Raw genomic sequence first — 17,058 nt, 5'->3', positions numbered from 1 at the left:
TCAATGTTCTGTTGTTTTGCATACCTGAGTATGGTGTGGCGCGGATTATAATGAGCAATAGCGCCATTGCCTATGGATTCAGGTAACATTTTTTTAAAATAAGACGAGTTTTAGCAACAGCTCACATCTGAAAGCTGTTTTCAGATCACTGCAGCGTAAAATTCACCGTCGCGACCTGCCCGGTCTCATCCATAACGAGTAACTGATAATCGCCCGATTTATCAAGCTGTAATGTGTAAACTCTTCCCTTTACATTCAGCGGTTCACCGTTCAAAAACCACCAGCGCTCACCGCTATTGCCGGTCGCCTGAAGCGGCAGCGAAACGCGGGATTCCCCCGGCAGACGTTTAATGACGGCCCCTTCACGCACGCCGGTCAGAATGAGGGGCGCAGGTGCGTCCTGCGACAGCGGAGGACAGATGGTTGATGAAGGAGGGACCCGTACCGCGCGACGCTCGGTCGCCGGCAGCCACGGCTCCAGCGGCAGCGGCCAGACATCCAGGACTTTTTCAGTTGCATCAGGGCAATCTGCCGCCACGCGTTTACCCGTTTTATCCAGCCAGACCGGAAAGCGAATGCCGCGTATCCCTTCCTGTTCGGGCAATAGCAGCGTGGGCGGTTCACTCCCTTCCAGCAGCCAGGTCGACAGGCGACGCCGACAGTTTTCACTGCCTTCCGGCAGCGACTGGCCGCCCGGCCAGCAGATCACGCCCCGCCCGACGCTTGCCGGACGCGGATCGCGCGGCAGACGGGCTTCGTCTACCGTTGAGCGCGACTGAAGCAGGTTATTGACCTGGTTTAACAGCGGAACCGCACTGGCAAACCCAAACTGTCCCGCCACGGGCGTGCCGTCCGGTCGTCCGGTCCAGATGCCTATCACATAACGGGCATTCAGACCGATGGCCCAGGCATCACGGTAGCCGTAGCTGGTACCGGTTTTCCACGCCAGCGGCGCAACCTGCGGTAGCGCATTATCCGGCAGCGGCTGCGCTTCATTAGCCAGAATACGGCGAATAATCCACGCCGAGCCGGGTGATAACAGCGGACGTTCAGTCAGTGGATCGCCCGGCTGCAGGCGTAGCCTACCCGCCTTACCGTGTCGGGCAAAAGCACTGTAGGCCGCAGCGATATCTGCCAGCCGCGCGCCTGCCCCACCGAGGATCAGAGAGAGATTCGGCTGCGCCCCCGCTGGCAGGATCAGCGGCAGACCGGCGTTGCTCAGCATCCCGGCAAAACGTTTTGGCCCGTACGCTTCCAGTACCTGTACCGCAGGCAGGTTGAGGGAGCGTACCAGCGCTTCACTCATGCTGACCGGTCCATGGAACCCGCTGTCAAAATTCCCGGGCCGATAGTCACCGGTTTTTCTGGGAACGTCCTGAAGCAGCGAGGCGGGATGGATCAGGCCATCATCCAGCGCCATACCGTAAATAAAGGGCTTTAACACCGATCCCGGGGATCGGATCGCATTGACCATATCCACATGGCTAAAACGCGTGTCATCGTTGATATCCACCGATCCCACCCAGCCGCGTACTTTCATATCGGTATGATCGACCACGATCATCGCCAGCGAGCTGCGTGCCGGCAGGCGGGATTTCCAGTTCATCGCCAGCTCTTCCAGCTGCCGCTGCAGTCCGGCATCCAGCGTGGTGACAATTTTTGTGTCGCTGCTTTTACCGAGCATCATCCGCGCAAAGAGCGGCGCCAGCTGCGGCATCTGCCGGGGCGCCAGCCATACTGATTCTTCACGGGACTCTTTGACCTGCTTTGCGGACCAGACGCCCTGCGTCGCCATGCGGTCGAGCACTTTGTTGCGTGCCGCCTCGGCCCGGTCAGGCCAGCGGTCCGGACGCAAGCGGCTGGGTGCCTGCGGCAGTACCGCCAGCAGCGCCGCTTCGGAATAGCTGAGCTGCGACGGCGGTTTGCCGAGATAGGTCCAGCTTGCCGCCCCGACGCCCTGCAGCGTGCCGCCAAACGGCGCGCGGTTGAGATAAAGCGTGAGAATTTCGCGTTTGGAAAGATGCCACTCCAGCTGCATGGCACGCCAGAGCTGGCGAATTTTACCGCCGAAGGTGCGCGGATGCGGGTCCAGCAAGCGTGCCACCTGCATGGTGAGCGTGCTTCCGCCAGAGACGACTTTGCCAGAACTGAGATCCTGCCAGGCGGCGCGCAGGACAGAAAGCGGGTTTACGCCGGGGTGATCCCAGAACCAGCGATCTTCGTACTGGATGAGCGCCTCAAGATAACGGGGAGAGACCTCTTCGATCGTCACCGGATAGCGCCAGATCCCGTCGCTATCGGCAAAACGCCAGAGCGGCGTGCCCTTCTCATCCACCACCACCCGGGCGGGGTTAACCTCTTTCAGAGGCAACGGCCACAGGCGGTCGGCGACGACAATCAGTCCCCATAAAACGAGAAGCGCTCCCGCCAGCCATAGCCAGCGGGAGCGTGTCAGACATGCCATTCGCATTTTACGGAACAACAATCAGCGGGCCGCTGGCCGCCCCCGTTGCCCGCCACTGCGGAACGTACATAGACTCCACCATCGGAACAGGCACCTGGTAGGTTCCCGGCGTCACGGCGCGCGCCAGATAAACCAGGGTGACCGGCTGGCCTTCATTTACCGGTACGGCAGCCACAAAGCGGTCGTCGCGGAATTCCATATGCTGAATGTCCGCCTGCTGCATCTGGCTGAGCAGGTTCTGTACCTCACTGCCGCTGTCCTGCAGGCTGGCGCTGCTGCTCGCCAGATTCTGGTTTTCCAGCTCCAGACCCGCAGGGAGGAGATCCACCACCAGCGCGTCCGGCACGTTCTGGCTGGCTTTAACTTCCAGCCAGACCAGCACCAGTTCACCGCTCTTCAGCGAAGAGAGCGATTTACTGCTGCCGTCGGTTGCCAGGATATGACGTTCCACCTGCAGCACGTTCGAGCTCGGCTGAGGGGCATATTCCGGATAACCGGTGCTGTCCAGGCGTACCCATAGCGGTGTTGTCCCGGTGTTGGTCACCTGTAGCGCGCCAAGCTGGTCGCCGCTCACGTTTTGTACCAGTGACTTATCGCCGCCTGATGCGGTCTCAGACAGCGAAGTTTTCGCCTGCCACGTACCGGACAGGGTTTGCAGCGAACGTCCTGCCAGGAACAGCGCGTTGCTCTCCTGCGTTGACAGCCAGCGCTGGCTGAAGGCCTGTTCAGACAGGGCATTCAGCAGCGTATTTTGCGCATCCGGCAGCAGCTTGTACTCCTCCAGAAGAGAGAGCATCAGCGCGTTATCGCGAAGCTGGCTACCGTAATCGGCCATCCAGGTTTTGCTGTCGTTGCGCGGCGTTTTGAGCGCCAGATCCAGCGCCTGCTGGCTGCGCGGGGCATCGCCCATCAGTTTGAGCGCCATGCCCAGCTGCATCAGCGGCAGACCGGACGCCGCCTGAGCGTGACGATCCCAGATTTCACGCAGCGCGCCCAGCGGCGCTTTTTGCTGACGTGCCAGCACCAGCGCGGCATAGGCCTGCACGGCGAACTTGCTGGCCTGCGTATCGTCGCTGTAGCGAATAGACATCATGCCCGGGTCCTGCAGGTAGCGCAGCAACCGGCTATTGGCATTATTCACCGCATCGGCAGGCACGCTGTAGCCCTGCTCGCCCGCACGGATCAGGAAGTCGGTCACGTAGGCCGTCAGCCAGTACTCTTCCGGACCGTTTTTATCCCACAGCGCGAACCCGCCGTCTTCACGCTGCATCTGCAGCAGACGGGAAATACCGATATCAATGGCGGCACGGCGTTTATCGTCCGTATCACCTTTGATGCCAAGCGCCGTAAGCTGCGCCGCGTTGGTGTAGAGCGACGGGAACAGACCGCTGGTGGTCTGCTCCAGACAGCCATACGGATATGCCTGCAGTTCGCGAATATAGCGCGCCAGGTTAAGCGGTGGTTTGCCGCTCAGCAGCAGTTGCCCCTGCAGGGTAGCAGGAGAGAAACCGTTACTGTGCTGCGCCGGTGCGGTCCAGGACTCGCCGGGGTTCAGCATGGCACCGGTATTCACCGTCTGCGCCGGGAACGCCGGACGCACGCCGATTTTCCAGCTCTTCTGCTGCGGTGCAAAGGTCTCGTCCGGGAGCTGCAGGCCGGTCACCTGAGCGGTCACCTCGCCATCACCATAACCCTCCAGCGCACGCACCGGAATAAACAGGGTGCTGCGTGCGCCAGGAGACAGCTGAATCGGCTGCGGCTGCCCGCCTTCCAGCGACAGTTTTCCTGTCGCGGTCAGGGCAACGTTCAGCGTTTGCGGCTGGTCGGTGAGGTTGGTGATATCCAGCGTCAGCCGCGAGGTATCCCCGCTTGCCAGGAAGCGCGGCGTATTAAGCTCGGCAATGACCGGCGCGGCCACCACAACCTTGCTTTCACTGCTGCCGAAATCGTCCTCCGTCCAGGCCTGCGCCATCAGACGCAGCTCACCGTTGAAGTCTCCTATCGGCAGCGCAACCGTGCCTTCTCCGTTGGCATCCAGCGTGACCGGCTGTGCCTGCTGGGCAATAATGGTGACGTGGTTCACCGGCGGTTTACCGCCGCGCTTCAGCTCATCACCGTCACCACCAAAGCGCAGCGCGGCAAGGCGGCCCTGCCCTTCGATGACCTGGCCGTAAATATCGTAGATATCCGCGCCGTAGCGCTTCTGACCAAAGAAAGCCTGCCACGGATCCGGTGTAACGTAATCGGTAATATTCAACACGCCGCTGTCTACCGCCGAGACCAGGACGTTCACTTTCTGCGGCACCGCACCCTCTTTCACGCTGGCTTTCACCTTCACTGAGAGCGTCTGGTTTGGACGCATTTTCTGCGGGTTATCGAGCGCAATGTTCAGACGGCGATTTTCATCGCCCATCGGCAGATGCAGCAGGCCGACCGCGCGTTTCGGCGTGGCGGATTTGGATTTATCCCCAGGACGTACCACTAGCGTGCTAAGGTAAAGATCGTGACGTTTCCAGGCTTTGTCGACCGGGATAGCGAGATCAAGCCCGTTTGCCGGTACGTCTATCTCTTTCCACCACAGCGGCCCTTCGCTGGACTCAATCATCGCATAGCCCTTGCCTGCTGCCGGCGCGGCAATGTGCAGGTTGATGGTATCGCCTGGCTGATAGGCTGGCTTATCCAGTTTCAGCGTCACGCGGTCAGGACGTGCAGCCCCTGTGCCGTCGCTGTTATCCTGCCAGCTGTAGCCTGCCCAGAAGCGCACGCTGCTGACCATCTCATCAGGTGCTTTAACTTCCAGACGATAAGAGCCCCACTCCACCGGGAAGGTGACTTTACCCGTCTCGTCGGCCTTGAGCGTCAGCTCCTGCTCGCCTTCAACCAGATCTTTTTGATCGAACTGAGACTGCCAGCCTTCGCTCTCAGACCAGTTCCAGAAGTAGTCACGGCGCTCGCGGATCAGGCGAACCTGTAAACCGGACGCTGCCTTTTTCGCTCCGCTGGCATCGGCGTAAACGATATCGAAGCTGGCATTGCCGTTCTCGTCAACAATCGGCTGGTTGACGGTGGTATCGGTGCGGTAGTCGTAAACGGCTTTACTGGCGAACTGAGGGCGGATACCCGGCAGCTCAGCCGCCGGCCAGATTGCCTGCTCAGCGCGACGCGTCACCGGACGACCGCCTGACTCCAGCAGGCTGGCCTGCAGGATCAGCTGCAGCGGAGAATGCACCTCTTTCCACTGGCTTTCGGTAGAAACCTGCCCACGCCCCTGCTCATCAAGCGTAAGCTGAACTTCATCCAGACTGCGGCTCAGGTTCTCCTCGGCGATATCGCCAAACTGGAAGCCCGGCAGCGCAGCCACCGCGTCACGCAGCGGACGCAGGAAAAGCTGGCCCTGCAGAGAATTACCGTTGGCCGGTGCGCCATACAGGTAATAGCCCACCACGTTAAAGTCGACGTTATCCTGCGGTGAAACCGGCGTTTTTTGTCCGCTCAGGTTGAGCGCCATGCGCTCTGGCATGAAGTCTTCGACGTGGAAGTCCCACAGGCGCTGCAGGTTATCGCCCGTGTTGGCGCGGATATGCCACATGCCGGTCTCCGCCCCGCTGTCCAGCGGATAGTTAAAACGATAGAGTCCGTTCTCTGGCTTGACGACAATCGTACGCGCGACCTGTCCATCCGGGCGCAGCACGTCAAGCTTCACGGGCTGATCCGGAAGTGGCTTACCGTCACTGTCGCGCAGTAAGCCGTTGAGGATCACCGTTTCACCCGGGCGGTAGAGATCGCGTGGGCCAAACATGAAGAATTGCTTGCTGTAGCCGGGGCTACCGGCAATATCGAACTCCGCCAGATCCAGCGCCGGAAGCTTGAGGTCAAGCAGCGTGGTCTGGCCGTCTTTGCTCGCCAGAATCAGCGCGGCTTCTTTGTCCGTTTCAAGCTTCGCATGACCGTCAGCGTCGCTCTTCGCCTCAGCGAGAGTCTGGCCTTTGTCGTTCAGCAGCGTGACGGTCACGCCGGACTGCGCCGCACCGTTTTCCAGACTCTGGGTGAAAATATCCAGGCGGTTATGGTAACGGTGAGCGGACAGGCCAATATCGCTTAAGGTAAAGAGCGTTGCGGCGTTGCTGTAGTTGTAGTGCCCGGCCTGGTTCATGACCGCGATATAAACGCCAGACTGCTGGAGCGGTTTAATATCCTTCAGGGGCAACAGCAATTTTTCGCGCGTATTGCGCGCCGGATTAAGGTCGAATCGACCGGTGTAAACCAGCTCCGCCATCTTCAGCAGGTTATCGGATTCCCAGTTGGTCAGCGAGTTACGGTACTCCCACTGGCTGACAAGGGAGGCCAGCGATTCCGGCTTCACGCGGTAAAAGTTGACATCAACATTGTTGACGTTGAGCGCCATCACCGGCAGACCTTCCACCACTTTGCCCGGCAGCAGCGAGCCGCGGCTGGCAAAACCAACGGTGGGTTCAATGTCCCGGGTGGTCAGGGCTTTTTCATAATCAATGCCAAACGTCGCCTTGTTCAGCGCCTGCAGGTCACGTTCAACGGTGACGACCAGGTTGCGGTTAGGCTCCAGATGACGCAGGCGAAGCTCTTTCAGGTTAGGCGCAAGTTCCCACGCCCCGTCAACCTTGCCGCTTTTCTTATCCACGACATGCACCGTTTTGGCGAAATCCTGATCGGGATTCAGCGGAACAGAAAAGGTCAGCACCAGCGTGGCGGCACCGTCGAGCTGGACTTCTGAGGTATCCAGCAGGGTCAGCGCTTTTCCCTGACTCTGGGCGGCAAGCTTAGCCAACGTTTCAGCATTGGGCTTTTCTGCAGCTTTCGGTGTTGATGCTGTGGATGCCGCGGGAGCCGCAGCCTGAGATTTATCGTCGCTGTTATCACAGCCGACAAGCGTAAACGTGGTAAGCAGCGCGAGAGAGATCGCGGCTAAGCGAAACGGTTTCATCCTGTGTCCCTGGCCTGAGGGGGCCTGTTGGTCGTCGTCCGGATAAGTATTATCCGCAAGTTTCGTTAATTCAAAAAGGCCAATTTTAAAATGTGGAAAGCGCCTCGCAGAACGGCATCACGTCGCTACACCGCGATGGAACCGCGATCACAGCACATGACGTCACATGTTACCTTTTACGTCATTTGTTTTTAAAACAAGAAGATAGCTGGCTAAGCTCGCCCGAAGGCTGCTAGTTTTATGACCATGACGCACCCCGAGTGCGCGGTTCAAAAAGAGAGAAAGCCATGAAACGAGCCGTGAACGCCCTACAAAATTTCGGAAAATCATTGTATGGACCGGTCCTTATCTTACCGATCGTCGGTCTGTTTATCGCCTTTGGTAACGTTCTGGGTAACGGTAATCTCGCTGAATACCTGCCGTTTCTGGGCCATCCGCTGATTCAGCATCTTGGTCAGCTTATCGCGAAATCTGCCGTGTCGGTGCTGGTCAACCTGGCGCTGGTGTTTGCCGTCGGGATCCCGATTGGTCTGGCGACGCGTGATAAAGGCTATGCCGCGCTGATTGGTCTGGTGACCTTTGTCGTGTTCATCAACGCCATGAACGTCACGCTGCAGCTGCAGGGCGCGCTGGCGCCAGCGGCCCAGATGAAAGCGGCCGGGCAGACCATGGTACTGGGCGTACAGGTGCTGGAGATGGGCGTTTTTGCCGGGATCCTGACCGGGGCGCTCTCCGGCTATCTGTACAACAAATACTCCGGCGTACAGTTTAACGGCGCGATGGCGATTTACTCCGGCCACTGTTTTGTCGCCATCGTCATGCTTCCCGTCTCCATGCTGCTCGGCGTGGTTATGAGTGAACTATGGCCCTTTGCCCAGCACGGTATTAGCGCCCTGGCGCTGGCCATCAAAGGCTCCGGGCCGCTTGGCGTGGCAATCTACGGTTTCCTGGAACGTATTCTGGTCCCCACCGGCCTGCACCATCTGGTTTATACGCCGTTCCTCTATACCGAGCTGGGCGGCACGCAGGAGGTGTGCGGCACAACCTATCAGGGCGCGCGCAATATCTACTTCGCCGAAATGGCTTGTCGGGAGGTGAAGGAGCTCAGCAGCACCGTGGTGTGGGACGCGCGCGGCATCAGCAAGATGTTCGGCCTGCCTGCCGCAGCCCTGGCGATGTATATGACCGCAAAGCCGGAGCGTAAAGCCATTGCGAAAGCCATTCTGATCCCGGCGGCGCTGACCTCTCTGCTGGTCGGCGTGACCGAGCCGATTGAGTTCTCCTTCCTGTTCGTCGCTCCGCTGCTGTTCGTGGTGCACGCGGTGCTGACCGGCATCGGCATGATGCTGTTCTCGCTGCTGGGCGTTCACGCCATCGGTGCCAACGGGATTATCGACTTCATCCTCTACAACCTGCCGCTCGGCACGGAGAAGTCCAACTGGCCGATGTACATCGTGGTTGGGCTGATCATGTTCGCTCTCTACTTCGTGGTGTTCCGCTTCCTGATCCTGCGCTTCAACATGAAAACGCCGGGCCGTGAGGATGAAGATCAAGAGACGCGCCTCTACAGCAAGCAGGAGTACCAGGCGAAGGGCAATAACGACGGGCTGGGTGAATCCATCGTGGTGGGACTCGGCGGTCGGGAAAACATTGAAGTGGTGGACAACTGCTACACCCGCTTACGCGTCACGGTGAAGGACATCGCCATTATCGACGAGCCGCGGCTGAAGGCGACCGGCGCGAAAGGGATTATCAAACAAGGTAACAACGTTCAGGTGGTCTACGGGCTGCACGTCAAAAAAATGCGAGAAGCCGTTGAGACGTTTCTCTGAAAGGAGCTAAAGATGTTTACACCCCCATTCATTCTGTCGATTGCCGGCGGCGGCAGCACCTACACGCCGGGTATTGTGAAAAGCCTGATGGTGCGCCTGCAGGATTTCCCGCTGGCCGAAATCCGCCTTTATGACATCGACGAGGCGCGCCAGAACACCATTGCGCCGGTCGTCGAAAAGGTCATCCGCGACCACAGCCAGAGCATCAAGTTCACCGTCACCAGCGACCCGGAAGTGGCCTTCAGCGGCGCGCATTTCGTCTTCGCCCAGATGCGCGTCGGCCAGTATAAGATGCGCGAGCAGGATGAGAAGATCCCGCTGCGTCACGGGGTGGTCGGCCAGGAAACCTGCGGACCCGGCGGGCTGGCCTACGGCCTGCGCACGATCCTGCCGATGGTTGAGCTTATCGATCTGGTGGATCGCTACGCGCACGAAAAAGCCTGGATCGTGAACTACTCCAACCCGGCGGCGATCGTTGCGGAGGGCGTGCGCCAGCTGCGTCCGGACGCGCGGGTGCTGAACATCTGCGATATGCCTGTCGCCGCCATGCGCAATATGGGGGCGATTCTGGGTGTCGATCGCCGCAGGCTGGAGGTGGACTACTTCGGCCTGAACCACTTCGGCTGGTTTACCCGCGTGCTGGTGGACGGCGAAGACAAGCTTCCCGAGCTGCGTAAGCATATCGCGAAGTTTGGCCTGCTGACGGAAGATGCGGCCAAAACCGATCCGCAGCATTCCGATCCGTCGTGGGTAAAAACCTGGCGCAACATTAAGCCAATCATGGACCATTTCCCGGAGTATCTGCCGAACCCGTATCTGCAGTACTACCTGATGCCGAACCAGATTGTGGAACACCAGAACCCGGACTATACCCGCGCCAATGAAGTGATGGACGGGCGCGAGAAAAAGCTGTTCGCCGCTGCCGAAGAATATAAGCGCACCGGGATCCTGCCTGATGCCTTCCACGTGGGCGTCCACGGCGAGTTTATCGTTGATGTCGCCTGCTCGCTGGCCTTTAACCTGCACAGCCGCCATCTGGTGATGGTGGAAAACCGCGGGGCGATTACCAACCTGCCTTACGATGCGGTGGTGGAGGTTCCCGCTTATATCACCTCCGAGGGTCCGGAACCGATTCGCGTCGGTCAGGTGCCGCTGTTCCATCAAACCCTTTTGCAGCAGCAGCTCGCATCTGAACAGCTGCTGGTAGAGGCGACTATCGAAGGCAGCTATGAGAAAGCCCTGCAGGCGTTTACCCTCAACCGCACCGTGCCGACCATGGAACACGCGAAGGCGATTCTGGATGAAATGATTGAGGCCAACAGCGACTACTGGCCAGCGCTGCAAAAAGCCTGGCAAGACGGCGAACCGGTGAAAAAATAGGGGCTTGCTCGCGAGTTGAACGTGGTTTGCTTGTCGGTGTCAGAAAAAACACCGACAATCCTTTTTTACGGAAAAGAATGGAGGCAACCCATGTCCACCTCATATTTTGTCGCCGCCGACTGGCTGATTGAGCACGGTGACGATCCGGAAGTTCAGATTATTGACGCGCGTATGGCCCCGGCTGGGCAGGAACACCTTCGCGATATGGTCGCGGAATACCGTGCCGGGCACCTGCCTGGCGCGGTATTTTTTGATATTGAAACCCTCTCCGATCACAACTCTCCCCTGCCGCACATGCTGCCGCGCCCGGAAGCGTTTTCCGTGGCGATGCGCGAGCTGGGCGTCAGCAAAGACAAACACCTCGTTGTCTATGATGAAGGTAACCTCTTCTCCGCGCCGCGCGCGTGGTGGATGCTGAAAAACTTCGGCGTGGAAAAAGTCTCGATTCTTGCCGGCGGGCTGGCGGGCTGGAAGCGCGACGAGCTGCCGCTTCAGCAGGGTGACGTAACGCTGCCGGAAGGTGAATTCGACGCGACCTTTGACACCCACGTGGTAAAACGCCTGACCGACGTGCTGGTCGTGAGCCATGAAAAAACGGCGCAAATCGTCGATGCCCGTCCAGCGCCTCGCTTCAATGCCGAAGCGGACGAACCCCGTCCGGGGCTGAAGCGCGGACATATTCCGGGCGCGCTGAACGTGCCGTGGGGCGATCTGGTGTTTGAGGGCGAGCTGAAAACCACCGACGAGCTGCGCGCCATTTTTGACCGTGCCGGCGTTGATTTACACCGTCCGATTATTGCCAGCTGTGGCTCCGGCGTCACGGCCTGCGTGGTGATCCTGGCGCTCGCCACGCTCGGCGCGAACGACGTCACGCTATACGACGGCGCCTGGAGCGAATGGGGCGCGCGTGACGACCTGCCGGTTGAACCGGCGAAATAATGGATAATCGCCTGACCACGCTGTTAACGCGCGGTGCGTCGCTGACCCGCGCGGAGTATCGCGTCCTCGCTCACCTCACGGAGCATCCGCTGCTGGTGGGCAACATCACGGTACGCGAGCTGGCGCAGGCGACGTTTGTTTCTACCGCCACCATCATGCGGCTGTGCCAGAAGCTGGGGTTCAGCGGCTTTAGCGAGTTTATCTGGCACTGCAAGCAGCTGCTCTCCGACACGCCGCATATTGCCGTTCAGGGGCAATCTCCTCCTGAACTCCCGGCGCTGTTTAATCAGTTTATCGCCAACTATCAGCACACCTTCCAGTGGGTCACGCAGGAGAAGCGCCAGCAGTTTGCCGACCTGCTGCGCCAGAAAGAGAGCTTCTTTCTCTACGGGGCCGGGTTTTCCTATCTCTTTGCGGAGTACCTGACCAAGAAGCTGCAGGTGCTGGGCAAAACGGCGTTTATCTCCGGACCGGGTGACAGCCGGAACATTTTTCTCAGCAACGCCGCCCGCTATCAGGTGTTTATTGCCGTCTCGCGCAGCGGCGAAACGGAGCAGGTGCTGGATAAAGCGCGAATTGCAAAAAACGTTGGCATGACGATCGTCGCGTTTACCCGCGCCTCGGCCAACACGCTGGCGGGGATGGCGGACGTGCATTTTGCCCTCTATGACGAAGCGGTACACTTCGCCGCCGAAGCCGCGGGGGTGACGTCGTTTGAGTCGAATCTGGTGCTGCTGATGGATTTACTGCTGCTGGAAGCAACGGGGTGATATTCACCCCGCCGTAATCAGATGATGCGGTTAGTTTTGAGATCGCGCAGGAAGCCGCCCCAGCGACGCTCGTAGAACGGGGTGATGTGCTCGGTAATAAAGTGGCTGATGCCCTTCTCGCCGTTCTTCACCTGGCAGATATCAATCGGCTCATCGCCCGGCAGCGTGTCGGTCGCCACGCTTCCCGCGGCCTGAATGATTTCGTCGATATCGCCGTCCGCCTCAATACCAATCAGCAGAACCGGATGCTCGTCCGCGCGTTCTTTAATGGAGCAGAGAAACGCGCGTCTAACCGGTTTCAGGCTTTTGAACAGCGTCGTCAGGGAATCAATCATCTGCGCGGGCGGCTCGGCCACTTCAGACAGCAGCAGCGTTTCGCCCCCTTCCAGCACTTCCTGGGTGCTGAGCGGGTTGCCCTCTTCACCTATCAGATGACTGATTTCACGCGGCGTAAACTCTTTCCCGGTCGGCAGCTTCGCGTTAAGGAACAGCGTCTGGCCCAGCGTCATTTCAAACAGGGTACGCACCGGCATCACTACGAACGCCTGTTCGTCTTCTACCGCTTCCTGCAGGGCCTCCAGCGAGGTAAAGAACGGGATCACCGAACTGCCGTCGTCTTTCTCCCAGTGCAGCAGATCCAGCGCGCTGTCTTCGACAACCTGCTCACCTTCCGCCGCGGTGCCCGGCACCCAGACGGTAGATTCCAGCAGCGTGCGGAAAAATGCCGGACGGTGGGCGGGCTCGGTCGCCGCCTGCTCCAGCAGGGTTTCTAATTCGTTTTTGGTTTCGGACATAACAATTCCAGATGATGCATTTCCCCCTCTCCCCCTGGGAGAGGGGAGAGGGCAATAACGATTACTCAGCCGTCAGCAGGTTCGCCACGGTACGCACGCCCAGACCGGTCGCGCCCGCGGACCACTGCTCAACTGCCGCTTTACGGTACGTTGCGGAACAGTCGATGTGCAGCCAGCCTTCGTGGTAGTTCTCAACGAAGTGGGACAGGAAGCCTGCCGCCGTGCTTGCACCCGCCGGGTACGCCGCGCTCGCGGTGTTGTTCAGCTCGGCAAAGTTGGACGGCAGCTGGCTGCGGTGGAACTCGGCCAGCGGCAGACGCCAGAACGGCTCGTTTTCCGCAGCGGCGCTTGCCAGCAGGCGAGCGGCCAGCTTGTCGTCGAAGCTGAATAGCGCGTGGTAGTCGTTACCCAGGGCGGTTTTTGCCGCGCCGGTCAGGGTCGCCATGTCGATAATTAGCTCTGGCTTCTGGGCAGACGCGTCGATCAGGCCATCGGCCAGCACCAGACGGCCTTCGGCGTCGGTGTTCATCACTTCGACGTTTTTGCCGTTGCGATAGCGAATGATGTCGCCCAGCTTGAAGGCGTTACCGCTCACCATGTTGTCCGCGCAGCACAGATACAGCTTCACGCGCTTGTTCAGACCGCGAGTGATGGCAAACGCCAGCGCGCCGGTGATGGTTGCCGCGCCGCCCATGTCGGACTTCATGGAGTCCATGAACGCGCTCTGCTTCAGGCTGTAGCCGCCGGTGTCGAAGGTGATGCCTTTCCCGACCAGGCAGGCAAAGACCGGCGCCGCTTTATCGCCGGTTGGGTTGTAATCCAGAGCCAGCAGGACCGGAGGGCGCTCGGAACCACGGCCCACGGTGTGGATGCCCATGTAATTCTGCTCGCGCAGGTCTTCACCTTTGGTAATGCGATAGGACATCTTGTCGCCGGCCACGCCGCACAGCAGGTCAACCGCGCGCTGCGCCAGCTGCTCCGGACCAAGCTCTTCCGCCGGGGCGTTGATGGTGTCGCGCACCCAGTCGATGATTTGCAGGCGGCTTTCCAGCTCTTTCTGACCGGCTTCGTCGAGGTTCGCCCACTCAATTTTGCGGGTGCCTTTCGGCCCTTTGTAGCCTGCCCAGAATGCCCAGCTGCGGTCGGTGTCCCAGCCTTCGCCTTCCAGGGAGACATGCTTAATGCCCAGGCCGTCAATTTTACGCGCGGCGCGCTGGATCAGACCCAAATCGTCGTTGCCCGTCAGGTGCAGGGTTATGCCGTCATTGTTGATGCTGTAGCTGGCTTTCTCGCCCCAGCGCGCATCGGCTGGCTGCGTAGAGAGCGTAATCTTCATCGCTTCGGTCATTTTATTTATCCTTATTAGCAAACGGGCCGCCTGAAGGCAGCCCATAGAGTCTCTTTCCACTAAATGATTCGCGTTGCAGGAAGGCGGCAAGCGAGTGAATCCCCGGGAGCAGAGATAACTCTGTGACCGGGGTGAACAAGCGCAGCCAACGCATCGGCAACGTGAAGCATGACGTGGAAATTATTCTGCTTCATCTAACCAGACTAACAGAATCGCCTCCAGAATTTTTTCATTGGATGCGTTTGGATCGTCGTCGAAATCCTCTAAATCGCAGATCCACTGATGCATGTCGGTGAATCGTACGGTCTTCGGATCGAGATCCGGGTTCGCGTCGTAGAGCGCTTCGCCGATTTCACGGCTGTCTGTCCACTTCAGTCCCATATCAATGCTCGCGTGCGTGGTTGATGGTGTAGCGTGGGAACTCCACGACCAGATCTTCATCGGTCACCGCCGCCTGGCAGCTCAGGCGGCTGTCTGGCTCCAGGCCCCATGCTTTATCCAGCATGTCGTCTTCGTCTTCGGTGCTCTCAGCGAGAGAATCAAAACCTTCACGCACGATGCAGTGGCAGGTGGTGCAGGCACAGGATTTTTCACAGGCGTGTTCCACTTCGATACCTGCACGCAGGGCAACATCGAGAATGGTTTCACCGGTCTTCGCTTCCAGAACAGCGCCATCCGGACAGAGGTCCGCATGAGGCAAAATAACAATCTTTGGCATATTAAACCTCGTCCACGGACTGGCCTTTCAGCGCGACGCGGACAGATTTGTCCATGCGGCGAGCAGCAAAGTCCTGGGTTTGTTTATCAACGTTTTTAATGGCTTCTTCTATTGCGTCAGCGTCATTGCCTTCTGCTACTGCGCTTAAATGCGCGGCAGCGTCGTCAATCACCTGGCGCTCAGCGGCGCTTAACAGCGCGGCATCGGCAGCGAGCGCGCCGTTCAGGCTCTCCAGCACGCGGGCGGCTTCAACTTTTTGTTCAGCCAGCATACGCGCCTTCACATCCTGCTCGGCGTAGCTCATTGAATCCTGAATCATGGAGGCGATTTCGCCATCGGTCAGGCCGTAGGACGGCTTCACCTGGATGGACGATTCCACGCCGGTGGATTTTTCCATCGCGGTGACGCTCAGCAGGCCGTCCGCATCCACCTGGAAGGTGACTCGAATATGCGCCCCACCCGCAGGCAGCGCCGGGATGCCGCGCAGCGCAAAGCGCGCCAGAGAGCGGCAGTCCTGCACTAGCTCGCGTTCGCCCTGCATTACGTGGATGGACATCGCGGTCTGGCCGTCTTTGAAGGTCGTGAACTCCTGCGCGCGCGCCACCGGAATGGTGGTGTTACGCGGGATCACTTTCTCCACCAGGCCGCCCATGGTTTCTAAACCCAGCGACAGCGGAATGACGTCCAGCAGCAGCATTTCGCTGTCCGGCTTGTTGCCGACCAGAATATCGGCCTGGATTGCGGCGCCCACGGCAACCACTTTGTCCGGGTCGATGGAGGTGAGCGGCGTGCGGCCAAAGAATTCGCCCACGCGCTCGCGCACCAGCGGCACGCGGGTCGAACCGCCCACCATGACCACTTCCAGCACCTCGTTCGCCTCAACGCCCGCATCTTTCAATGCGCGACGGCAGGCCAGCAGGGTGCGCTTCACCAGCGGGGCAATCAGATCGCTGAACTGGTCGCGGGCGATCTCACCCTGCCAGCCCACAACGTTTACGGTAACCGTCTGCGCATCGCTCAGGGCGATTTTGGCGTCAATCGCCGCATCCAGCAGTTCACGCTGGACGCGCGCATCGCTGCGATCGCTGATGCCCGCCTGCTCGCGAATGTAATCCGCCAGCAGATGGTCGAAGTCATCGCCGCCCAGCGCGGAATCCCCGCCGGTCGCCAGCACTTCAAACACCCCGCGGCTCAGGCGCAGGATCGAGATATCAAAGGTACCGCCGCCGAGATCGTAAACCGCAATGACTCCTTCCTGACCGGAATCAAGACCGTAGGCAATGGCCGCCGCCGTGGGTTCGTTCAGCAGGCGCAGCACGTGCAGGCCCGCCAGACGCGCGGCGTCTTTGGTGCCCTGACGCTGTGCATCGTCAAAATAGGCCGGAACGGTAATGACTACGCCGTCCAGATCGCCGCCGAGCGTTGCGGTCGCGCGCGCCGCCAGCGCTTTGAGGATGTCGGAGGAAACGCGAATCGGGTTCAGCAGACCGGCCGCGGTCGCAATCATCGGCAGGCCGTTTTCACTGGCCTGCAGCTGATACGGCAGATGCGGGTAGCGGGTCTGAATATCGGTCAGCGAGCGGCCCATCATGCGCTTCACGGAGCTGATGGTGTTGGCCGGATCGCGCGCGGCGTTGGCGCGGGCGTCATAGCCGACCGCGTGACCCTGCTGCTGGTAGTGGACCACGGAAGGCAGCAGATGGCGGCCCTGCTCGTCAGCCAGCGTTTCCGCCTGGCCGCTGCGCACGGTCGCCACGAGGGAATTGGTGGTGCCCAGATCGATACCCACCGCCAGACGACGCTGGTGCGGTGCGGCACTTAAGCCAGGCTCACTAATTTGTAATAAGGCCATA

11 protein-coding genes are annotated in these 17,058 nt (G+C 59.6%); 4 read left to right on the top strand and 7 right to left on the bottom strand.

Annotated features, from left to right (window positions below):
• Positions 1-145: 145 nt before the first annotated feature.
• Both pbpC and ACOTZB_RS11885 read right to left on the bottom strand, forming a co-directional pair.
• Positions 146-2,470 carry a peptidoglycan glycosyltransferase PbpC gene (pbpC, locus tag ACOTZB_RS11890; protein ID WP_421627225.1) on the bottom strand — a complete coding sequence of 775 codons (2,325 nt, stop codon included), beginning with the start codon at positions 2,468-2,470 and terminating at the stop codon, positions 146-148.
• Between the two features lies 1 nt (position 2,471).
• Complete coding sequence (locus tag ACOTZB_RS11885; protein ID WP_421627224.1) at positions 2,472-7,424, bottom strand: alpha-2-macroglobulin family protein; 4,953 nt, start codon at positions 7,422-7,424, stop codon at positions 2,472-2,474.
• Positions 7,425-7,711: 287 nt separating this feature from the next.
• On the opposite strand from ACOTZB_RS11885, the gene ACOTZB_RS11880 reads away from it, so the two are divergent.
• The 4 genes from ACOTZB_RS11880 to ACOTZB_RS11865 all read left to right on the top strand — a co-directional run bounded on the left by ACOTZB_RS11880 (position 7,712) and on the right by ACOTZB_RS11865 (position 12,345).
• Positions 7,712-9,256, top strand: coding sequence for a PTS transporter subunit EIIC (locus ACOTZB_RS11880; protein WP_421627223.1), 1,545 nt, complete (start codon positions 7,712-7,714; stop codon positions 9,254-9,256).
• Positions 9,257-9,268: 12 nt separating this feature from the next.
• Positions 9,269-10,636: a 6-phospho-alpha-glucosidase gene (locus tag ACOTZB_RS11875; protein WP_421627222.1), complete on the top strand. Its 1,368-nt coding sequence runs from the start codon at positions 9,269-9,271 to the stop codon at positions 10,634-10,636.
• 90 nt (positions 10,637-10,726) lie between these two features.
• Complete coding sequence (gene sseA / locus ACOTZB_RS11870; protein ID WP_047652682.1) at positions 10,727-11,575, top strand: 3-mercaptopyruvate sulfurtransferase; 849 nt, start codon at positions 10,727-10,729, stop codon at positions 11,573-11,575.
• On the top strand, positions 11,575-12,345 hold the full coding sequence (locus ACOTZB_RS11865) for a MurR/RpiR family transcriptional regulator (protein WP_368525410.1): 771 nt from the start codon (positions 11,575-11,577) through the stop codon (positions 12,343-12,345). The genes sseA and ACOTZB_RS11865 overlap by 1 nt, the downstream gene beginning before the upstream one ends.
• 17 nt (positions 12,346-12,362) lie before the next feature.
• On the opposite strand, the gene sseB is transcribed toward ACOTZB_RS11865, so the two are convergent.
• The 5 genes from sseB to hscA all read right to left on the bottom strand — a co-directional run bounded on the left by sseB (position 12,363) and on the right by hscA (position 17,057).
• Complete coding sequence (gene sseB / locus ACOTZB_RS11860) at positions 12,363-13,139, bottom strand: enhanced serine sensitivity protein SseB (RefSeq protein WP_368525409.1); 777 nt, start codon at positions 13,137-13,139, stop codon at positions 12,363-12,365.
• Positions 13,140-13,200: 61 nt separating this feature from the next.
• Positions 13,201-14,487, bottom strand: a complete 1,287-nt coding sequence (pepB, locus tag ACOTZB_RS11855) for an aminopeptidase PepB (protein WP_047652685.1) — start codon at positions 14,485-14,487, stop codon at positions 13,201-13,203.
• Positions 14,488-14,667: 180 nt separating this feature from the next.
• Entirely contained in the window at positions 14,668-14,868 is a 201-nt protein-coding gene (iscX, locus tag ACOTZB_RS11850; RefSeq protein ID WP_003860650.1) for a Fe-S cluster assembly protein IscX, read from the bottom strand.
• A gap of 1 nt (position 14,869) precedes the next feature.
• Complete coding sequence (gene fdx / locus ACOTZB_RS11845) at positions 14,870-15,205, bottom strand: ISC system 2Fe-2S type ferredoxin (protein WP_003860652.1); 336 nt, start codon at positions 15,203-15,205, stop codon at positions 14,870-14,872.
• Between the two features lies 1 nt (position 15,206).
• Positions 15,207-17,057 carry a Fe-S protein assembly chaperone HscA gene (gene hscA, locus ACOTZB_RS11840; protein ID WP_421627221.1) on the bottom strand — a complete coding sequence of 617 codons (1,851 nt, stop codon included), beginning with the start codon at positions 17,055-17,057 and terminating at the stop codon, positions 15,207-15,209.
• Between the last annotated feature and the right edge of the window lies 1 nt (position 17,058).

Origin of the sequence: Enterobacter cloacae complex sp. SHL020 (genome assembly GCF_049236945.1) — a bacterium.
In the GTDB taxonomy this organism is placed as follows: Bacteria; Pseudomonadota; Gammaproteobacteria; order Enterobacterales; family Enterobacteriaceae; genus Enterobacter; species Enterobacter dykesii.
Note: the sequence above shows the minus strand (reverse complement) of the source record. Positions and strands in the feature narration are given on the sequence as shown.

What these genes read in the sequence shown, in the direction of transcription:
- pbpC (WP_421627225.1), bottom strand. Translation starts at nt 2,470, where the DNA reads ATGCGAATGGCATGTCTGACACGCTCCCGCTGGCTATGGCTGGCGGGA.
- ACOTZB_RS11885 (WP_421627224.1), bottom strand. Translation starts at nt 7,424, where the DNA reads ATGAAACCGTTTCGCTTAGCCGCGATCTCTCTCGCGCTGCTTACCACG.
- ACOTZB_RS11880 (WP_421627223.1), top strand. Translation starts at nt 7,712, where the DNA reads ATGAAACGAGCCGTGAACGCCCTACAAAATTTCGGAAAATCATTGTAT.
- ACOTZB_RS11875 (WP_421627222.1), top strand. Translation starts at nt 9,269, where the DNA reads ATGTTTACACCCCCATTCATTCTGTCGATTGCCGGCGGCGGCAGCACC.
- sseA (WP_047652682.1), top strand. Translation starts at nt 10,727, where the DNA reads ATGTCCACCTCATATTTTGTCGCCGCCGACTGGCTGATTGAGCACGGT.
- ACOTZB_RS11865 (WP_368525410.1), top strand. Translation starts at nt 11,575, where the DNA reads ATGGATAATCGCCTGACCACGCTGTTAACGCGCGGTGCGTCGCTGACC.
- sseB (WP_368525409.1), bottom strand. Translation starts at nt 13,139, where the DNA reads ATGTCCGAAACCAAAAACGAATTAGAAACCCTGCTGGAGCAGGCGGCG.
- pepB (WP_047652685.1), bottom strand. Translation starts at nt 14,487, where the DNA reads ATGACCGAAGCGATGAAGATTACGCTCTCTACGCAGCCAGCCGATGCG.
- iscX (WP_003860650.1), bottom strand. Translation starts at nt 14,868, where the DNA reads ATGGGACTGAAGTGGACAGACAGCCGTGAAATCGGCGAAGCGCTCTAC.
- fdx (WP_003860652.1), bottom strand. Translation starts at nt 15,205, where the DNA reads ATGCCAAAGATTGTTATTTTGCCTCATGCGGACCTCTGTCCGGATGGC.
- hscA (WP_421627221.1), bottom strand. Translation starts at nt 17,057, where the DNA reads ATGGCCTTATTACAAATTAGTGAGCCTGGCTTAAGTGCCGCACCGCAC.